The organism is Pantoea sp. EKM101V (genome assembly GCF_011800325.1).
In the GTDB taxonomy this organism is placed as follows: domain Bacteria; phylum Pseudomonadota; class Gammaproteobacteria; order Enterobacterales; family Enterobacteriaceae; genus Pantoea; species Pantoea anthophila.
In genome coordinates, this window is record NZ_JAALFP010000001.1 from 225,961 (window position 1) to 246,060 (window position 20,100).

At 55.8% G+C, this 20,100-nt stretch carries 17 protein-coding genes; 6 read left to right on the forward strand and 11 right to left on the reverse strand.

The genetic code is table 11. From position 1 onward, the window contains the following. Window positions 1-181 precede the first annotated feature (181 nt). The gene (locus HFD92_RS01175) at window positions 182-1,483 is read left to right on the forward strand and encodes a D-amino acid dehydrogenase (RefSeq protein ID WP_009089864.1); all 1,302 of its coding nucleotides are present in this window, start codon (window positions 182-184) and stop codon (window positions 1,481-1,483) included. Window positions 1,484-1,502: 19 nt separating this feature from the next. Next, window positions 1,503-2,573 carry a catabolic alanine racemase DadX gene (dadX, locus tag HFD92_RS01180; RefSeq protein ID WP_009089866.1) on the forward strand — a complete coding sequence of 357 codons (1,071 nt, stop codon included), beginning with the start codon at window positions 1,503-1,505 and terminating at the stop codon, window positions 2,571-2,573. On the opposite strand, the gene HFD92_RS01185 is transcribed toward dadX, so the two are convergent. From HFD92_RS01185 to yeaG, 6 genes are all read right to left on the reverse strand, one after another. Further along, window positions 2,566-3,759: a multidrug effflux MFS transporter gene (locus HFD92_RS01185; protein ID WP_140922926.1), complete on the reverse strand. Its 1,194-nt coding sequence runs from the start codon at window positions 3,757-3,759 to the stop codon at window positions 2,566-2,568. The genes dadX and HFD92_RS01185 overlap by 8 nt on opposite strands. A gap of 127 nt (window positions 3,760-3,886) precedes the next feature. Further along, a complete protein-coding gene (gene wbaP / locus HFD92_RS01190) occupies window positions 3,887-5,353 on the reverse strand; it encodes an undecaprenyl-phosphate galactose phosphotransferase WbaP (RefSeq protein ID WP_033736229.1) in 1,467 nt (488 codons plus the stop codon). Between the two features lie 376 nt (window positions 5,354-5,729). Next, complete coding sequence (locus HFD92_RS01195; protein WP_009089872.1) at window positions 5,730-5,963, reverse strand: DUF1480 family protein; 234 nt, start codon at window positions 5,961-5,963, stop codon at window positions 5,730-5,732. 78 nt (window positions 5,964-6,041) lie between these two features. Continuing rightward, entirely contained in the window at window positions 6,042-7,769 is a 1,728-nt protein-coding gene (locus HFD92_RS01200; RefSeq protein ID WP_009089874.1) for a potassium/proton antiporter, read from the reverse strand. A 277-nt stretch (window positions 7,770-8,046) separates the two neighbouring features. Then, window positions 8,047-9,324: a YeaH/YhbH family protein gene (locus HFD92_RS01205; protein WP_111207572.1), complete on the reverse strand. Its 1,278-nt coding sequence runs from the start codon at window positions 9,322-9,324 to the stop codon at window positions 8,047-8,049. Window positions 9,325-9,412: 88 nt separating this feature from the next. After that, window positions 9,413-11,347 carry a protein kinase YeaG gene (gene yeaG / locus HFD92_RS01210; RefSeq protein WP_167428138.1) on the reverse strand — a complete coding sequence of 645 codons (1,935 nt, stop codon included), beginning with the start codon at window positions 11,345-11,347 and terminating at the stop codon, window positions 9,413-9,415. A 420-nt stretch (window positions 11,348-11,767) separates the two neighbouring features. Between yeaG and HFD92_RS01215 the strand changes: the two genes are divergently transcribed. Together HFD92_RS01215 and HFD92_RS01220 are read left to right on the forward strand one after the other, a co-directional pair. Further along, the gene (locus HFD92_RS01215) at window positions 11,768-12,517 is read left to right on the forward strand and encodes a MipA/OmpV family protein (protein WP_167428139.1); all 750 of its coding nucleotides are present in this window, start codon (window positions 11,768-11,770) and stop codon (window positions 12,515-12,517) included. 72 nt (window positions 12,518-12,589) lie between these two features. Next, complete coding sequence (locus tag HFD92_RS01220) at window positions 12,590-13,441, forward strand: aldo/keto reductase (RefSeq protein ID WP_111207573.1); 852 nt, start codon at window positions 12,590-12,592, stop codon at window positions 13,439-13,441. Here HFD92_RS01220 and HFD92_RS01225 read toward each other — a convergent pair. After that, window positions 13,438-14,337, reverse strand: a complete 900-nt coding sequence (locus tag HFD92_RS01225) for a D-hexose-6-phosphate mutarotase (RefSeq protein ID WP_167428140.1) — start codon at window positions 14,335-14,337, stop codon at window positions 13,438-13,440. The two genes, HFD92_RS01220 and HFD92_RS01225, sit on opposite strands and share 4 nt — an antisense overlap. Before the next feature lie 74 nt (window positions 14,338-14,411). Continuing rightward, window positions 14,412-15,410, reverse strand: a complete 999-nt coding sequence (gapA, locus tag HFD92_RS01230; protein WP_046101933.1) for a glyceraldehyde-3-phosphate dehydrogenase — start codon at window positions 15,408-15,410, stop codon at window positions 14,412-14,414. Between the two features lie 341 nt (window positions 15,411-15,751). On the opposite strand from gapA, the gene msrB reads away from it, so the two are divergent. Next, the gene (gene msrB, locus HFD92_RS01235; protein ID WP_046101932.1) at window positions 15,752-16,162 is read left to right on the forward strand and encodes a peptide-methionine (R)-S-oxide reductase MsrB; all 411 of its coding nucleotides are present in this window, start codon (window positions 15,752-15,754) and stop codon (window positions 16,160-16,162) included. 5 nt (window positions 16,163-16,167) lie between these two features. Then, entirely contained in the window at window positions 16,168-16,449 is a 282-nt protein-coding gene (locus tag HFD92_RS01240; protein ID WP_009089887.1) for a YeaC family protein, read from the forward strand. Between the two features lie 29 nt (window positions 16,450-16,478). Here the strand turns inward: HFD92_RS01240 and pncA are convergent, their stop codons facing one another. The 3 genes from pncA to sppA form a co-directional block, all read right to left on the reverse strand. After that, window positions 16,479-17,087: a bifunctional nicotinamidase/pyrazinamidase gene (gene pncA / locus HFD92_RS01245; RefSeq protein WP_058957288.1), complete on the reverse strand. Its 609-nt coding sequence runs from the start codon at window positions 17,085-17,087 to the stop codon at window positions 16,479-16,481. Window positions 17,088-17,104: 17 nt separating this feature from the next. Beyond that, the gene (gene ansA / locus HFD92_RS01250; protein WP_009089890.1) at window positions 17,105-18,118 is read right to left on the reverse strand and encodes an asparaginase; all 1,014 of its coding nucleotides are present in this window, start codon (window positions 18,116-18,118) and stop codon (window positions 17,105-17,107) included. A gap of 85 nt (window positions 18,119-18,203) precedes the next feature. Continuing rightward, window positions 18,204-20,066, reverse strand: coding sequence for a signal peptide peptidase SppA (sppA, locus tag HFD92_RS01255; RefSeq protein WP_009089892.1), 1,863 nt, complete (start codon window positions 20,064-20,066; stop codon window positions 18,204-18,206). Between the last annotated feature and the right edge of the window lie 34 nt (window positions 20,067-20,100).

A 20,100-nucleotide genomic window follows, 5' to 3' on the forward strand; every position in this document is an offset into this window, starting at 1 on the left:
GTTTAAGGAATAAGGCGCATAAAGCGCTGAAATTCATCGTGCAGCAAGATTTTAGTTACCTGAAAAGTGAAAAAGATGTGAAATGGATGCTGTGATTTCGGGGTGGTGTCCGCTGCGGTGATCCGCTGACTATCATCTTCTGAACAGTGAATTATGCTTTTAGACGTTGGGTGGGGAAACTATGCACGTAGTGATTCTTGGAAGTGGGGTTGTCGGCGTAGCCAGTGCCTGGTATCTGGCGCGAGCCGGACATCAGGTCACCGTCATCGATCGTCAGCCTGCCGCGGCGATGGAGACCAGCGCGGGCAATGCCGGTCAGATCTCGCCAGGTTATGCCGCCCCCTGGGCCGCGCCAGGCGTGCCGCTGAAAGCGGTGAAGTGGATGTTCCAGCGCCACGCGCCGCTGGCTATCCGGCTGGATGGCAGCAGCTTTCAGCTGGAGTGGATGTGGCACATGCTGCGCAACTGCGACATCAACCACTATCAGCAGAATAAAAGCCGCATGGTGCGGATTGCCGAATACAGCCGGGACTGCCTGAAAGCGCTGCGGAGTGAAACCGGCATCGCCTATGAAGGTCGTCAGGGCGGAACGCTGCAGCTGTTCCGCACCCAGCAACAGTTCGACAGCGCCAGCAAGGATATTGCGGTGCTGCGTGACGCGGGGGTGCCTTATGAACTGCTGCAGGCCGATGAGCTGTCACGCGTGGAACCTGCACTGGCGGCAACCCGGCATAAACTCACCGGCGGATTACGTCTCCCCAACGATGAAACTGGCGACTGTCAGCTCTTTACCCAGCGGCTGGCCAAAATGGCCGAAGAGGCGGGCGTGGTATTCCGCTTCAACACCCCGGTCGATCATCTGCTGCGCGATGGAAATCGCATTTATGGCGTGAAGTGCGGTGATGAGATCATCAAAGCAGACAGCTATGTGGTGGCCTTTGGCTCTTACTCGACGGCGCTGCTGAAGAACGTTCTGAGCATCCCGGTTTATCCGCTCAAGGGTTATTCACTCACCATTCCAATCAAAAATCCCGACGCCGCACCGGTTTCCACCATCCTCGATGAAACCTATAAAGTGGCGGTGACCCGGTTTGACGATCGCATCCGCGTTGGCGGGATGGCAGAGATTGTTGGTTTTAACACCAAACTGACCGAAGCGCGGCGGGAAACGCTGGAGATGGTGGTCAGTGATCTCTATCCTGAAGGCGGTCATCTTGCACAGGCGAGTTTCTGGACCGGTTTACGTCCGATGACGCCAGACGGTACGCCAATTGTCGGCGCCACCCCCATCTCTAATCTCTGGCTCAACACCGGTCACGGAACGCTGGGCTGGACGATGGCGTGTGGTTCAGGGCAGTTACTGGCCGATCTGATCTCCGGTAAAACGCCGGCGATTGCGGCGGATGACTTAGCGGTATTCCGCTACTTACCTGGTTTCGCGGCGACCTCATCGCCGCTGCGTAACGCCAGCGCAACTCGTTAAGTATTCAGGGAGAGAGAGGATGTCACGTCCGATTGTCGCGACCATCAACCCGGAGGCGTTACGTCATAACCTGGCTATCGTGCGCCAGGCCGCCCCCGCATCCCGCGTCTGGTCAGTGGTTAAAGCCAATGCTTACGGCCACGGTATCGATCGGGTACGCGAGCCGCTGTCTGACACCGATGGCTTCGCGCTGCTCAATATGGAAGAGGCGATCCTGCTGCGTGAGCGCGGCTGGAACAAACCGATTCTGCTGCTGGAAGGCTTTTTCAGGCCGGAAGATTTGCAGCTGATCGACCGCTATCGCCTGACCACCAGCGTTCACAGTAACTGGCAGATTAAAGCGCTGGCGAACGCCAGACTCTCAGCGCCGGTGGATATCTATCTTAAGGTCAACAGCGGGATGAACCGGCTCGGTTTTCGCCCGGAGCAGGTCAGCGGGGCCTGGCAGAGCCTGCGTGCGCTGAGCAACACGGGCGAGATGACGCTGATGGCGCATTTTGCCGACGCCGAAAACCCCGAGGGACTGATTGCGCCCATGCAGCGCATTGAGCAGGCGGCAGAAGGACTCAACTGTCCGCGGTCGCTCTCCAACTCCGCCTGTACGCTGTGGCATCCCGAAGCGCATTTCGACTGGGTTCGCCCGGGTATCGTGCTCTATGGTGCGTCACCCAGCGGCGACTGGCAGGATATCGCGGGCAGCGGCCTGAAACCGGTGATGACGTTAAGCAGTGAGATCATCGCCGTGCAGCAGCTGCAGGCGGGCGACGGGGTCGGCTACGGCTACCGCTATCATGCCAGCGCCGCGCAGCGGATTGGCGTGGTCGCCTGTGGTTATGCCGACGGCTATCCACGGCATGCCCCGACCGGCACCCCCGTCTGCGTTGACGGCGTGATGACCCAGGTCGTCGGCGCGGTGTCGATGGATATGATCACGGTGGATTTGACCCCCTGTCCCCAGGCGGGAATCGGCTCAGCGGTTGAGCTGTGGGGCGAGCAGGTGAAAATCGATCAGGTGGCGAAAGCAGCCGGAACGGTAGGGTACGAGCTGATGTGCGCGCTGGCACCCCGCGTTCCGGTCACTCTCAGCTAAGCGCGGTCAGACTGCCGCGCATTTTTCTGCTGCAGCGCCAGGCGATAAAGGCCAGCGCTGCACCCATCAGCATCATCAGACTCAGTGACAGCTTCTCCGCCACCGGCAGTGTGACAATAATCAGGCTGCCTGCGGCACCGCCCGCCATCTGAATAAATCCCTGTAACGCCGACGCCACACCGGCCTGCTGCTGGTAAGGCTCCAGCGCATAGCTGGTGGCCGGGCCGACGGTGAAGGCCAGACCGGCAACAGAAACCGCCACCGGGAACATGTAGAGCGCCCAGTGCGTCTGCATCGCCGCCGGGAAGATCTGCATCCCGGCAACCAGCAGCACCGCGCCCAGCAGCATGGTGAAGAATCCCATCGCCAGGCAGAAAGGCCGCCCAGCCTTGCGAATCGCTTTATTGACGAACATGCTGACAAACATGATCCAGAAACCATTTGCGCCAAAAGCAAAGGAGAACTGGATCGGCGTCAGCCCGCCTTCGGTCATCAGCACCTGAGGTGCCAGCGATACGTAGGTCAGCACCATGCCCAGTGCTCCGGCATTGGCGAACGCAAACGCCAGAAAGCGTGGCTGACGCAGGATGGCGGCGTACTGCTTCACCGGTAAGCCTTTTACCCGCAGGGTATCTGCCGGACGCGTCTCGGGCAGGCCGATCAGCACCAGCAGCGTAATCACCACACCATAGGCGCAGAGGAACCAGAAGGGCGCGCGCCAGCCGAAGGCGCTGGCCAGCAGGCCGCCTAGCAGCGGGGCCAGCGCCGGAACAATGTTCAGTGCGCCATTCAGAAAGCCGTAAGCGCGGGCGGCGGCATCGCCACTGAGGCGGTCACGCACGCCGCTGAAGGCGACGACCGCGCTGCAGCAGACGCCGCAGCCCTGCACCAGACGGGCAATCACGAACAGCGGGAAGGAGGTGGCGGTGGCGGCAATCACGCTGCCGGCGATGTAGAGCGCCAGCCCCAGCAGGGCGATGGGCTTTCGGCCATAATTGTCCACCAGCGGCCCGGTCACCAGTTGCCCCAGCCCCATCACCAGCAGAAAGAGAGGAATGGTGGTCTGCACCAGACTGACCGGGGTATTCAGCCCTTCAGCAATCTGCGGCAGCGTGGGCAAATAGAGGTCGATGCCTAAGGGTGCCAGCAGCACCAGGCTCAATAACAATAAAGTAAATTTTTGCATAACAACCAGAGGGTAAACGTTCTGTTAAAAAACGAGCCGAAGAGGGTAATGATTCAGAGGGGAAAAAGAAAGCGTAAGCTGTGCGGAAAGTGCGATGCCTGCTTTTTACAGGCATCGCGGCTTTAACTCAGTAAGCGCCGTCGCGACGTAACACGACGCCTGCGGTTTTAAACAGAATGGCAATATCGGTCCAGAGTGCCCAGTTTTTCACATACCAGGAGTCAAAGTAGACGCGGGTATCGTAGTCGATATCGTTGCGTCCGCTGACCTGCCACAGGCCGGTCATGCCGGGCTTGGCCATCAGGTAGTAATCTACATCGCCGGCGTAACGCTCCAGCTCCGCCTCAATCACCGGGCGCGGGCCGACCAGGCTCATCTCACCGCGGATCACGTTCCACAGCTGCGGTAACTCGTCGAGGCTGGTTTTACGCAGGAAGCCACCGATACGGGTAATGCGCGGGTCATTCTTCAGTTTGAAATCTTTGTCCCACTCCATTCGGGCTTCTTCACTGGTCGCCAGCAGCTTCTCCAGCACCTCTTTAGAGTTGGTCACCATGGAACGGAATTTCAGACATTTGAATTTTTTGCCATCCTGACCCACACGCTCATGCCCATAAATCGCATTGCCGCCATCGCGCTTCACCATAAAGCAGAGCAGGGCGAAGATCGGGCCGAGGAACAGCAGCAGCATGGAGGCGACGACAATATCAAAGGTCCGCTTCAGGAAGCGCGAAGAGTGCTTCGCCAGGTTGTTGCTGACACGCAGGATCATCACTTCATGACTGAAGATAAAGGACATGTCGGTGCCGTAGAGCGGCACGCCGCGCAGCGTCGGGATCACGGAAACCGAACGGCAGTTCATCTTCGACAGGAATTTCAGCCAGCGGTCACGCATCGGCTGCTGCTCATACTCCATGGCCACAATAAACTGCACGTTGTCGCGGTCAATGGTCTGCCAGTTAATGTCTTTCCAGGTGATCACTGGCACGCCATTGACGCTCTGCTGAGAGGGCTCATCGTCGACAGAGATAAAGGCCTGTACGTTGTAGCCCAGGATCTCCTCACTCTGCAGGGCGGCATAGGCTTCGGTAGCGTTGCGGCCGGAGCCGATGATGATGGTCTCTTTCTGCCACTGGCCCGCCCGGTTAATGGCGCGTTTGACCAGCGTTCGCATCAGCGGCAGCAGCAGCAGGGCATATGTCCAGCTGAAAACCCACACCATGCGGGAGAAGTCCCATTTCGAAAACGCGATCAGCGCGAGGTCGAGCAGTGAGAAAACAAACAGCGTTTTCACAATCTCCTTCAGCTCGAACCAGAAGGGTTTGCGATAGGTGTAGTGACGCAGACGAACCCAGAACCAGCCGGTGCACATCACGGACATAATAAACTGCGCCACAAAACGGTATTCAATCTGATGCGGGGGAATAAACGTATCCAGCTCGCCCCAAATACCCTGTATGGTTGCGGCGGATAAAAATAATGCGAGGTTGAGTGCAATCAGATCGGAAAAGCTCAGGGCGAATTTCACGATGATATTTTTACGCGTGCCGCTCCATGAGCGGCTCGGGCTATTCATTATCAATGTACTTGCCATAAAACCTGCTCTCTTTCTTAAGTAAAAGATGGCCTGACCAGAATCAGGGACGCGCTCAGGAGTGAGCCACCGAAAAATTAAAAAATAATTTTCAGTCTGTTGCAGTCAGTAAAGCCAGTACAGCTGCAAAAAAGATGAAGATTAAAGCGTGATGGTACTCACGAAATGTTGCAGCATTGAGAATGAGTATGCAGGAGATATTTGACGGCGTTAATACGGAAAAAATCTGAAAACAACAAAAGTGATTAAAGTTTTAAACGGCTAACGCCATGTAATATAAGGATAAAATAAGCAGGGGTGCAGTTATAACTAAACTGTTTAAGACGCTTTTTAGGAATTACCGCCAAATCTCGCGACTGGCGGTAGTGATAAGGCATCAGGCGGGTCTTTTTAAAATCCAGCGGTCCTGCTCTTTATCATAATGACCAATCTGCAGATCCACCGGTTTTCCATCAATCCACGCCGGTACGCTGGTATCGCGATCCCAGCCGTCGAGTTGGGTAATTAAGCCGGGATTGGTGTGACAGGGAATGCTGACGGTGTCAGGGTGCTCACCGTCAAGATCGGCATCAACAATCTCATAACGACCAATTTTAACCACGTGTCCCATTCATTTCTCCCGTTTTTTCTGGCACAGAGCTGTAAGCTTAGCGTATCAACAGAAAATAACGTGGCTGAATGATTAGGATTATTCCTTCTCTTCTGCCGGCCGGACACCAATTTTCACGATACGATTATCCTCTTTTTCCGCCACGGTCCAGGTCAGCTCATTCCATTCAACCTGATCCCCGACCACCGGCGCGCCACCCAGCATGCCCAGCATCAGCTGTCCCAGCGACTGCTGATCGTTGGTGCTCTCATCCAGTTCCAGTCCGTAGATCTGCGCGACGTCGCGCAGGCGTGCTTCTGCATCCAGAATAAAGTCACCAAAGAACCGCTGGTCGAGCGAAACTGGCGGCGACTGACTGAACATTTTGCCCAGGGCTGGCAGGTCGCGCTCACGGCCAATCACGCAGATCACATCGTTCTCTCTGAGGCGTGTCCCGCCGTTGGGATGCATCAGCACATTGTCACGAAACAGGGCGGCGATGCGTGTCTCACGCGGCATCTTCAGATCGCGCAGCGCAGCCCCGATACACCACTTGTCGGCGCTGAGCTGATAAACAAACTGCTCCCACGGATTCTCCGGATGGATATCCAGACCGATACGGCTGATGGGGGAGGCCGTCGGCGGCACCACCACCTTCGCTTTTTTTGCCGCAAAGCCCAGCGAGGTTCCCTGCAACATCAGCGAGACCAGCACCACAAAGAAGGCGATGTTGAAATAGAGTGAGGCGTTTTCTAATCCGGCCATCATCGGGAACACCGCCAGGATAATCGGCACCGCTCCGCGTAACCCGACCCAGCTGATAAAGAAGCGTTCACGGGTGGTAAAACTGCGGAACGGCAGCAGGCCAACAAACACCGACAGGGGGCGCGCCACCAGAATCAGCCACAGTGAGAGGATCATCGCCGGCACGGCGATGTGCCACAAGTCGGAAGGGGTGACCAGCAGCCCCAGCACAATGAACATGCCTATCTGGCTCAGCCACGCCATACCATCAAAGGTCTGCAGAATACCGTGGCGGTTGCGAATCGGACTGTTGCCGAGTAAAAAGCCGCACAGATAGACCGCCAGGATGCCGCTGCCCTCCAGCACGGTGGTCAGCGCGAACACCAGAATGCCGCCACTCAGCGCCAGCAGCGGATAGAGGCCACCCGCCAGGCTGATGCGGTTAATCAGCTGCTGCAGCGCCCAGCCGCCGCCCAGGCCCAGCACGATCCCCAGGCCGAACTGCTGCACCAGGTGCACCAGAAACATCCAGTCAAGCCCGCTGCGGCCCTGTTCGATCATCTCAATCAGGGTGATGGTCAGAAACACCGCCATCGGGTCGTTGCTGCCTGACTCGATTTCCAGTGTCGAGCTGACGCGCTCGTTCAGGCCCTTATCACCCAGCAGGGAGAAGACCGCGGCGGCATCCGTGGAGCCGATAATCGCGCCAATCAGGAATCCCTGCATCATATCCAGCTTAAACAACCAGGCGGCAACCACACCGGTTAAGCCGGCGGTGATCATCACGCCGATGGTAGCCAGCGACAGCGCGGGTCCCAGCGCGACCTTAAACGAACTGGCTTTGGTGCGCATGCCACCATCCAGCAGGATAATGGCCAGCGCCAGGTTGGAAATCAGATAGGCCGCCGGATAGTTATCAAAGGCGATGCCTCCGATACCATCGACCCCGGTCAGCATACCCAGCGCAAGGAAGATGACCAGAATAGGAATGCCCAGCCTGGATGAGAAAGAGCTGAGCAGAATGCTCGATGCGACCAGCACGGAACCGATGATAAACAGACTGTAGACGATAGTGTGGTTCAAACCCGGTCTCCTGAGATATGACGGTGCGATGCCCAAGCGGTGATAAATATCCATGCTATCTCTGAAAGATAATGGTTTATCAAGGAGTTGTCATTGTGAAAATGCACATTATACGAATTGCTTAAACGTATACGGAATCAGATTAATGTGAAGAATGAGGGGGTTGGCAGGCAAGGGGAGGAAAACAGGTTGTTTTAACAGGTTATTCAGCTGATAAAAAAGCCGGTGGTTAACCGGCTTCGTGTAAAAAAGAGCGTCACTCTGCAATGTCTGCGAATCAGGCTTCCGTGGCCTGTTTGTGAAACAGAGAACGAAACACCGGGTAGATATCTTCCGGTTCACGGATGTGCTCAATCGCAAAGTTGTCGAACATCGCCTGCAGATGCTCATATTCGCGCCACAGCGTCTGATGGGCACGGCGGGTGATTTCGATATAGCTGTAATAGCGCACCACCGGCAGAATGTGCTTCGCCAGAATCTCATGACAGAGGGGCGAATCGTCGGCCCAGTTATCGCCATCGGACGCCTGCGCCGCATAGATGTTCCACTGCGCCGGGTCATAGCGATCCTTCACCACCTCATCCATCAGTTTCAGCGCACTGGAGACGATGGTTCCGCCCGTCTCCTGCGAGTAGAAGAACTCCTGCTCATCCACCTCTTTCGCCTGGGTGTGGTGACGGATGTAGACCACATCGACGTTCTTGTAGGTGCGGCTCAGGAACAGGTAGAGCAGGATATAGAAGCGTTTCGCCATATCCTTGGTCGCCTGATCCATGGAGCCGGAGACATCCATCAGACAGAACATCACCGCCTGGCTGGAGGGCTCCGGGCGCTTCTCAAAGTTTTTGTAGCGCAGGTCGAAGGTGTCGATAAAGGGAACCCGCTCAATGCGGGCCCGCAATTCGGCAATCTCTTTGCGCAGCCGCTCCTCCTCCAGCAGCTGTGCCGGTTCGGTGTTCTCCACCTGCAGAAGCGTCTCTTCCAGTTCGTGCAGCATCCGGCGTTTGCCCGCCGTCATCGCCGTACGCCGCGCCAGCGAGTTCTGCAGCGAGCGCACCACGCTGATATTGGCGGGTACGCCGTTAGAGGTAAAACCCGCCCGGTGGGTCTTATACTCGTTCAGCTGACGATGCTGGTTGCGGCGCAGGTTAGGCAGGGCGAGGTCTTCGAACAGCAGGTCGAGATACTCATCTTTCGAGATCTGAAAGACAAACTCATCCTGACCTTCACCATCCTGACTGGCATTGCCCTGACCACTGCCGCCACCGCCACCACCCCCCTGGGGCCGTTCGATGCGGTCATTCTGCACAAAATGGTCGTTACCCGGATGGACCCGATGGCGATTACCGCCCCGTCCCTGATGGAAGATCGGCTCATTGATGTCGTCAATCGGGATTGAGACAGACTCACCGCTGCTGACGTCGGTCACCGAGCGTTTATTGATGGCCTCGGAGATCGACTGCTTGATTTGTGACTTGTAACGGCGCAAGAAGCGCTGGCGGTTGACCGCGCTCTTGTTCTTGCCGTTCAGCCGGCGATCGATGAAATAGGCCATGGTATTCCCCCAAACTGCATTGTAAGCAGGCCGGGCGAACCCGACCTGTGGTGCCGGTCTGACATCCCGGCATGCTTACAGACTCTTATCAGGACGACTTGCGCACTCGCAGATACCACTCACAGAGCAGGCGAACCTGTTTGCGGGTATAGCCTTTTTCCATCATGCGATCGACAAAATCATCATGCTTTTTCTGCTCATCGGTAGAGGTCTTGGTGTTGAACGAGATGACCGGCAGTAACTCTTCCGTGTTCGAGAACATCTTTTTCTCGATGACGGTGCGTAATTTCTCGTAACTGGTCCAGTTCGGATTACGACCGTTATTGTGTGCCCTGGCACGCAGCACGAAGTTCACGATCTCATTACGGAAATCTTTCGGGTTACTGATACCGGCGGGCTTCTCAATCTTCTCCAGCTCCGCGTTGAGCGATTCACGATCGAACAACTGTCCGGTATCGGGATCGCGGTACTCCTGATCCTGAATCCAGAAGTCGGCGTAAGTAACGTAGCGGTCAAAGATGTTCTGACCATATTCAGAGTAGGATTCCAGATAGGCGGTCTGAATCTCCTTGCCGATGAACTCAGCATACTTAGGAATCAGGTAGCCTTTGAGGTGCTCAAGGTACTTCTCAGCCTGATCCTGCGGGAACTGCTCACGTTCAATCTGCTGCTCCAGCACATAGAAGAGATGGACCGGGTTAGCCGCCACTTCTGTGTGGTCAAAGTTAAACACCCGCGACAGAATCTTAAAGGCAAAGCGGGTCGACAGGCCGTTCATTCCCTCATCCACACCGGCGTAATCGTGATACTCCTGCCACGACTTCGCTTTCGGGTCGGTATCTTTCAGGCTTTCACCATCATAGACCCGCATTTTGGAGTAGATGCTGGAGTTCTCCGGATCTTTCAGACGCGACAGGATGGAGAAGCGGGCCAGCGTTTCCAGCGTTCCGGGCGCACAGGGCGAGGTAGCCAGCTCACTGTGGTTCAGCAGCTTGTCATAAATCTTGATCTCTTCAGAGACGCGCAGGCAGTAAGGCACCTTAACGATGTAGACACGGTCAAGGAACGCCTCGTTGTTTTTGTTGTTGCGGAAGGTGACCCATTCGGATTCGTTGGAGTGCGCCAGGATGATGCCGTTGAAGGGCAGCGCCGAAATTCCTTCGGTGCCGTTGTAGTTCCCCTCCTGGGTGGCGGTCAGTAACGGATGCAGCACCTTGATCGGCGCTTTAAACATCTCTACGAACTCCATAATCCCTTGGTTGGCGCGGCAGAGGGCACCGGAATAGCCATAAGCATCCGGATCGTTCTGCGCGTGGTTCTCCAGTTTACGGATGTCCACTTTACCCACCAGTGCGGAGATATCCTGGTTGTTCTCATCACCCGGTTCGGTTTTCGCGATGGCCAGCTGTTCCAGAATGGATGGCCAGACTTTTACCACCTTAAAGCGGGAGATATCGCCACCGAAATCGTGCAGCCGTTTAGCGGCCCACGGCGACATGATGGTACCTAGGTAACGACGCGGAACGCCATACTCTTTCTCAAGAATGTGCGCATCTTCCTGCGGGTTAAACAGGCAGAGAGGGTGATCGTTCACCGGACTGCGCTCGCCGTCGGCGCTCAGCACATAGATGGGCACCCGCTGCATCAGCGATTTGAGTCGTTCCGCCAGTGACGATTTACCGCCACCGACCGGGCCGAGCAGATAGAGAATCTGTTTCTTCTCTTCCAGTCCCTGGGCGGCATGTTTCAGGTAAGAGACAATCTGTTCAATCGCCTCCTCCATACCGTAGAACTCCTCAAACGCCGGATAGCGTCCCATCACACGATTGGAGAATATTCTGGAAAGGCGTGGCTCCTGAGCAGTGTCGACCATTACCGGCTCTCCGATAGCCATTAACAGTCGTTCTGCAGCGTTGGCGTATGCACTGCGATCCTGCTTACAGATGGCAAGAAATTCCTGCAGTGTGAACTCTTCGTCCTTGGCAGCTTCATAACGCTGACGATAGTGATCGAATATATTCATAGCGATGCCCGTCCTTTCGTTTTTAGCACAGGTAAGGAGCGTAATTAGAGGCTTGTAGCAGCTCCCGGAAGATATTCTCTGTTGAGTACAGCAACCCTTATGCCAACCTGATCTTTTTTATCGGGATACACCACGTTTGTGGTTACTCTGCTCGTCCAAACTCTTTGCTGTTACTTCTAACTGTAGATGGCTTCTAAGAAATTTCCTCCGTGGGTTTGCGTGAATGCGGGGAAGATCAACGGCAATTTTGATTTGTTGTGAGATGGGTTCAACTGACTGAAGCATTAACTTAACGTACTTTTAACCTTTAATGCCACCTGCATCGGTAACTGACTTAAAGGATTTTGATATAAGTTAATCCAGCGGTAAAAAACCGTTAGACTTAGGGTTTGATTGTTATATTTATGGAATGAATAAATTGTGAACCAATTCAAATTTAAGACGCTTGTTGCCCTTCTGCCCTGTTATTTACTTACCGGGCAGGCGAGTGCCGATCCGCTTTCTCTGGGTGCATCGGTCATCTACGCTGAGTCACCGTATCGCGGCGGACAGGACCGGTATCTTCCGGTTCCGGTGATCAACTACGAAGGTGAAAACTTCTGGTTCCGCAGCCTGCAGGGCGGTTACTACCTGTGGAAAGATCCGCAGAATCAGCTGTCGCTGACCCTGCTGGGGTCACCGCAGGAGTACAAACCCAGCGACAACGATCTGGGCGATATGAAAGGACTGGATAAGCGCCGCATGACGCTGATGGGCGGTGCCACTTACCGTCACACGGCAGACTGGGGGATTGTCCGCACCGCGTTGCTGGGTGATGTGCTGAACAACAGCAACGGCGTCATCTGGGACCTGACCTATCTCTATCGCTTCCAGATGGGCGACTTCAGCCTGACGCCAGGCATCGGTGCCATGTGGAACAGTGCCAATCAGAACCGTTATTACTACGGTGTCTCCGGTCATGAGAGCGCCCGGACCGGCATCAATCGTTATAATCCGGATGACAGCTGGTCACCTTATGTTGAGCTGAGCGCCAGCTATCAGATTGACACGCAGTGGAACGTCGGAGTAGTAGGGCGTTACACCCGCTTTGACAGCGAAATCAAAGACAGCCCGATGATTGATAAAAGCGGGCAGGCGACGGTCTGGACCGGCGTCAGCTACAGCTTCTGAGTATGCACTAAAAGAGGGCGTTTACCGCCCTCTGTTCTTTTACAGGGCCCCGTAATGGGGTAAGGGAAGAGAATGCGCAACAGAATGACGTTTGCCGGCCATGCGTCGCTGCCGGTTATCGGTCAGGGCAGCTGGTTTATGGGTGAAAATCCGTCGCAGCGTGCCCGTGAAGTCGCTGCCCTGCAGGCCGGACTCGACTGCGGGTTACGGCTGATTGATACGGCCGAAATGTATGCGGATGGCGGCGCGGAAGAGGTCGTCGGTGAGGCGCTGCGCGGCCGCCGCGATCAGGCCCTGCTGGTCTCCAAAGTCTATCCCTGGAATGCAGGTCACTCGGATGCGATTGAAGCCTGCGAGCGCAGTCTGCGCCGGTTACAGACGGATTACCTCGACCTCTACCTGCTGCACTGGCGCGGAAATATTCCACTGGAAGAGACACTGCGCGCGATGGAAACGCTGCAGCAGCAGGGCAAGATTCGTTTCTGGGGGGTGTCAAACTTCGATACAGATGACATGGCCGAACTGTGGGATGAACCCAATGGGGAACACTGTGCGACCAATCAGGTTCTCTACCATCTGGCGTCACGCGGTATTGAGTTTGATCTGTTGCCAGCCTGTCAGCAGCGGGGCGTGCCGGTGATGGCCTACTGTCCCCTGGCGCAGGCGGGTCGGCTGCGGGATACGCTCTTTACCGATCCTCTGCTGACTCAGATTGCACAGCAGAAGGGCATCAGCGTGGCGCAGCTTCTGCTGGCGTGGGTGATTCGTCAGCCTGGCGTGATCGCTATCCCTAAAGCCAGCTCTGTGGCCCACGTGCAGGAGAATGCTGCGGCGCTGGAGGTGGTGCTGACCGACGAAGAGCTTCAGCTTATCGATCGCGCCTGGCCTGCACCGCAGCATAAATTACCGCTGGATATCGTTTAGCCGATAGCCTTGTCGCTGGCGGCGGCTTTCTTTTTCAGACGGAACGTCGTGGCCAGCCGTGCCGGTTTCTCGCCCGCACTGCGCAGCGGTTTACTGATGCGCGCGGTTTCCACGCAGACCATCGTTTTATAACCCTCATTCGCCATATCGGCCATGCTACAGGAGAGTTCTACGCCGGGGTTCCAGGTGACAACGTCACTTTGATGGTGATGATAAACCTCGACCTGACGCTGACCCGCTGTGTCATGAATCACCGAGCAATTTTCCGGCGCGGTGAAGATGCGGTCGATGCGGCCAGGATAACGCTGTCTGCCGTCGCTGCTGCCGGTCTCGCCGTTGTTCACTTTATCGATATAGCTGTTGCCGAGACCGGAGACCTCTACACCACTGATATCGCTCACGCTGAAGTAGCTGTGCAGCGCCGCCGTGGCCTCATAGTCACCATAGGCTTCCAGCTCAATCTCGCAATGCTCACCCAGGCGGAAGCGGGCAATCAGGGTAAACTCATGTGGCCAGAGTTTCAGCGTCTGGGGATTGCTCTCCAGCACCAGCGTCAGCATCACCCCCTCATCATTTTCGTCATGCGCGGTCAGCTTCCACGGCTGAACCCGGGCAAAACCGTGTGCCGGTTCACCAGCGGGGCCAAACCAGGGCCAGCAGATTGGCACGCCGCCGCGAATGGCTTTACCCGGTGAGAAGAGGCTCTTATCACTCAGCCAGAGCACCGGCTTTTCACCGCTGGGTTGCCAGGCGATCAGGTGTGCGCCCTGCAGCGTAATCGCCGCCCGGACTTTAGGATGGCTGACGACAATGGTCGGTAATTCACCCACCTGGCGCTGCGAGAGGTAAGGGGAGATCTGCGTGACTACCGGCAGAGAAAACAGTTTGTCTTGCATGTTCGATTCCTTCCTGTGCGGATCAAAAAAAGGGCGACCGAAGTCGCCCTTGTTCTCAATGATGTATGGCTGCCTTATTTAGCAGAAACCAGTGCAATCAGGTCGAGAACTTTGTTTGAGTAGCCAGTTTCGTTGTCATACCAGGAAACCAGTTTCACAAAGTTGTCGTTCAGCGCGATACCCGCTTTAGCGTCAAACACGGAAGTCAGGACTTCGCCGTTGAAGTCGGTAGAAACCACGTCATCTTCAACGTAGCCCAGAACGTCTTTCATCTCGCCTTCTGCAGCAGCTTTAATCGCAGCACAGATTTCTTTGTAAGATGCCGCTTTTTCCAGACGCACGGTCAGGTCAACAACGGAAACGTTAGGGGTAGGCACGCGGAACGCCATACCGGTCAGTTTGCCGTTCAGCTCTGGCAGAACTTTACCAACGGCTTTCGCTGCGCCAGTTGATGAAGGGATGATGTTCTGCGATGCGCCGCGGCCGCCGCGCCAGTCTTTGTGAGACGGGCCATCAACGGTTTTCTGCGTAGCAGTGGTCGCGTGAACGGTGGTCATCAGGCCTTCAACGATACCAAACTTGTCGTTGATGACTTTTGCCAGCGGTGCCAGGCAGTTAGTGGTACAGGATGCGTTAGAAACGATATCCTGGCCTTCATATTTGTCGAAGTTTGCACCACGAACAAACATTGGGGTGTCATCTTTAGATGGACCGGTCAGAACGACTTTCTTAGCACCTGCGGTGATGTGTTTGCGTGCGGTTTCGTCGGTCAGGAAGATACCGGTTGCTTCTGCAACAACGTCAACGCCTGCTTCATCCCACTTCAGGTTAGCCGGGTCACGTTCAGCAGTAACACGGATTTTTTTACCGTTTACGATCAGTGCGCCATCCTGAACCTCTACGGTGCCGTCGAAACGACCGTGAGTAGAGTCATACTTCAGCATGTACGCCATGTAATCCGCGTCCAGCAGGTCGTTGATAGCAACGATTTCGATGTCAGAACGCTTCTGTGCAGCACGGAAAACGATGCGACCGATACGGCCGAAACCGTTGATACCTACTTTGATAGTCATATATTCCACCAGCTATTTGTTAGTGAATAAAAGGTTGCCTGTAAAATTACAAAAACCTTACCAGGCGTCAAGCGGAATCGTGTCAATTGTTGCGACAAATCAATTCGCCTGAGAGGAATTATTCGGTGCGCAACCGCTTGCGCGCCGCCAATGATATCGCGCTTCATTGAATCAATCGCCGAATATATAGGGATGCTCCGGATAAAAGGTGATCGAAGTCACAAATCCGCTTTGCGATGGGCAGAGTGAAAGGGTGAGCACAAAAAAAGACCCGGGTTATGTTGATCATTTGTTAGAATAATAGACGAAATTTTCAGAATGGCACTGCCCGGAATCCTAAAATGGCTAAAGAGACCGCACCCGAAGCAAAAATTGCGCAGCTGACTGAAATGCAGCGCTACGTTACTCAGCATCGCGGAACGGAACCGCCTTACAGCGGCGCCCTGTTGCACAACAAGCAGGAGGGCATCTATCACTGTCTGGTGTGTGAAGCGCCCCTTTTTCTGTCAGAAACCAAATATGACTCAGGCTGTGGCTGGCCCAGCTTCTATCAGCCGGTCAGTGATGAGGCGATTCGCTATATCGAAGACAACTCTCACGGTATGCAGCGCGTGGAGATCCGCTGCGGCAGCTGTGACGCGCACCTCGGGCATGTTTTCCCGGATGGTCCGCAGCCTACCGGCGAACGCTACTGTGTAAACTCCGCCTCGCTGAATTTCACCGATGAGCAGGGCGAACAGACCAGAGGGTAAAGGCGATGAAGGAACAACTGGAAGCCATGCTGGCGTCAATGACGCCGGAAGTCTATCAGCGTCTGGCAACGGCGGTGGAGATCGGTAAGTGGCCGGACGGCGTGGCCCTGACCCAGGAGCAGCGTGACAACTGCCTGCAGCTGGTCATGATGTGGCAGGCGAGACACAACGATGCGCCGCAGCACATGACCATAGGCAAAGGGGGGGAGATGGTGATGAAGTCAAAAAAAGAGCTGAAGGAAGAGTTCGGCATTGAATCGGATGTGACCCGTATTCATCTGCACTAAAAAAAAGCTGGCGTCCTGCCAGCTCTGTATTAAATCAGAACCGCGCCCTGCGCGGTCATCTGCGCAAAAGCGATCTCGCTGTCTTCAGGATTCAGATTGACGCCGCGGCAGCCCTCTTTGACCACCTCAACGTGATAACCCAGCTCCAGTGCATCCAGCACGCTGTATTTAACGCAGTAGTCGGTCGCCAGCCCCAGCATCACCAGATGAGTGATGCCACGCTCGCGCAGCCAGCTGTCCAGCTCGGTTTTACGGCGATGACCATTGTCAAAAAAGGCGCTGTAACTGTCGACATCCTGGTCCTGACCCTTGTGGAAGGTTGCATCGAACAGCGAACGATCCAGGCCGGGGTGAAAGTCTGCGCCGGCCGAGCCCTGTATGCCGTGATCCGGCCACCAGATCTGTGCCAGACCGTTCAGCTCACCCAGGGTATAGACCGGCTCACCGGAGACCGAGGCGAAACTGCCATGGTCGGCCGGATGCCAGTCCTGCAGGGCCAGCACGCATTCCCCGTTCTCGCGAAAGGCTCGCGCATAGCGATTTGCCACGTCGACCGTCTGGTCTCCCTCATGGACTGCCATCGGGCCGCCGGGGCAAAAATCGTTCTGTATATCAATAATGATGAGTGCCCGCTTCATTCTGATTCGCTCCGTAGTCAGTCTTCGGTCAGTTCGCCGCGCAGATTCTGCTGCATCCGGGCGCGGATTTGATCGGCAGAGAGATCCTGGCTGAGTAAAAAGTGTAGTTTGGTCAGTGCCGCTTCCACGGTCAGATCCGATCCGCTGATCACGCCCGCATGTTCCAGCGCATTGCCGGTGGCGTAGCCGCCCATATTGACCTTGCCTGAAATACACTGGGTGAGGTTCACCACGACGATGCCACGTTCGCTGGCCTGTTGCAGTTCAGCCAGAAACTCTTTGTTCTGTGGCGCATTACCTACGCCATAGGAGCGGAGGATCAGCGCTTTCACCGGCTGACGCAGGAAGTTACGCACCACATCCGCAGAGATACCCGGATAGATAGTGACCACGCCAATCGGCTGCGGGGTAATGGTGTGAACTTTCAGCTCTCCCTGACCGGCAGGGGCTGGCGGCGTATTGAGGCGGCGGATATGAATACCCGCTTCCAGCAGCGCCGGAAGGTTAGGCGAGGCAAAGGCGTTAAAGCCATCGGCATGCGCCTTGGTGGTCCGGTTACCGCGATAGAGCGTGTTGTTGAAAAACAGCGACACTTCGCTAATCGGATAGTTGGCCGCCACATAAAGGGAGTTCAGCAGATTCTGCTGACCGTCCGAGCGTAATTCCGCTAGCGGAATCTGTGAGCCGGTGACGATAACCGGCTTGGCCAGATTTTCCAGCATAAATGAGAGCGCGGAGGCGGTGAAGGCCATGGTGTCTGTGCCATGCAGGATCACAAATCCGTCATAGCGATCGTAGTTCTGGCGGATATCTTCAGCGATAGACTGCCAGTCCTCCGGCGTCATGTCAGAGGAGTCGATCAGCGGCTGATATTCGTGAATCGTGAAATCAGGCATTTCAGGGCGGTGGAACTCCGGCATGTCTGCCAGCTGTTGTTGCAGGTGGCCGGAAACCGGAATATAGCCCTGCGCCGAACGCTGCATACCGATTGTCCCGCCCGTGTAGGCTACATAGATATTTTTCTTTTGCATGAAAACACTCAGACTTGCCGTAAAACGCGCAGTATAAGGGGAATAGCGGGGAAAAGCAGCCCGACCAGCGGCCGGGCTGCGAGGTTTATCGCACTTCGCCGCAGTTGAGGCAGAATGCGTAACGGTTCTGCGGATCGTTGAGATGGTCCAGCAGACCCGGCTGGGCTTTCATCGCACTCATCACATCCAGCATAGGAGCGGGCAGCCAGGCCTTAAGCGTGGCAGGCAGCACGGCCTGCACTGAGGCATTCATCTGACCCAGGATCAGATCCAGGAAGCCCGGCTCATCCTGATACCAGCTTAGCTGCGGCTTGCTGACTTTGGCCAGCTCACCCGCTTTCTTCACCGCATCGTCAAAGTCACCCAGCGCATCCACCAGACCATTGGCTTTCGCATCGCTGCCGGTCCAGACGTGGCCCTGGGCTATCGCATCGATCTGTTCCGGCGTTTTATGGCGGGACTTCGCCACCAGGCCAACGAAGTTGCGGTAGCCATTTTCGATGGTCAGCTGCATCAGCTGCTGCACTTCAGCAGGCAGTGCCTTGGTGGTGGAAATATCCGCCAGCGGCGAGGTTGCGACACCATCGGTGTGAACCCCGATGCTATCCAGGCTGTTTTCCAGGGTATTGATGACCCCGAAGATGCCAATCGAGCCGGTGAGCGTGCTGGGGTTCGCCACGATATAACTGGCAGGCGTTGAGATCCAGTAGCCGCCGGATGCGGCCATACCGCCCATCGAAACCACAATCGGTTTGCCCGCTGCCTGCGCCGCCGCCAGCTCTTCGCGAATCGCTTCAGAGGCGGTGACGCTGCCGCCCGGGCTGTTCACCCGCAGAATAATCGCTTTGATTTTGGGATCGAGACGCGCATCGCGGATCTGCGCCGCCGTGGTGTCGCCACCGACGTTGCCCGGCGTCTCTTCACCATCCATGATAGCACCGCTGGCCAGCACCACGGCGATGTTGCCATCCTGCTGTGCTGAGGCGGACTTCACGCTGTAGTCATAGATGCTGACGCTGCGGTAATCGTTAGTCTGCTTATCCAGACCAAAGGTTTTTACCAGCTCCTGATCGGCCGCCGCGCGCGAGTCCAGAACATCGACCAGCTTGTTATCCAGCGCATATTGCGCGGTGTCACCTTTGACTGCATTCAACCCGGCAATAATCGCCGCCGCACCCGGGAACAGCTGTTCCGGCGTAATCTGACGATTCGCCGACACGGTGTTCAGGTAGTTCTGCCACAGCTGACCAATCCAGCGGCTGTCTGCGTCACGGGCAGCAGGGGACATATCATCCCGCAGGAAAGGTTCGACCGCCGATTTGTAGGTGCCGACGCGGAAAACGTGCGAGGTCACTTTCAGCTTTTCCAGCAGGGTTTTGTAATAAAGCCCGTTGGTGGCGAAACCGTGCAGATCCACGGTGCCCTGCGGTGAGAGATAGATTCTGGTGGCGTAGCTGGCAAGGTAATACTGCGCCTGGCTGTAGCTGTCGCCCAGAGCATAAATCGGCTTGCCGCTGTCACGAAATTCCCGCAGCGCTTTACCCACATATTGCAGTGACGGCTGATCGCCGCCCGCAAACTCACGTAAATCGAGCACCATCCCTTTGATGTTGCTGTCATCTTTCGCCTGGCGAATGGCATCGACCACATCAAACAGTGAGTTTTCCTGCAAACGGTCGCTGCTGGCGCCCAGTAACTGACGGCCAATTTTGCTGAGGCGGTTGCTCACTGAGGGTTTATCGACCAGCACACCGCTGAGATCGACTTTCAGTGCGCCCTGCTGAATGGGGGCTGAACTGCTGCCAGAGCCACTGACCTGCAGCCAGATCCCTACACCCACCACAATCAACAAAATCAGGAAAATATTCAGAATGAATTCCCTGATAAAATTTAATACCCGCCAGCTCCAGCGGAACAGACCTGCGATTATTCGCCACAATGTGCGCATCAGACTCTCCATAAATATGTAGCAGGAAGTGGCC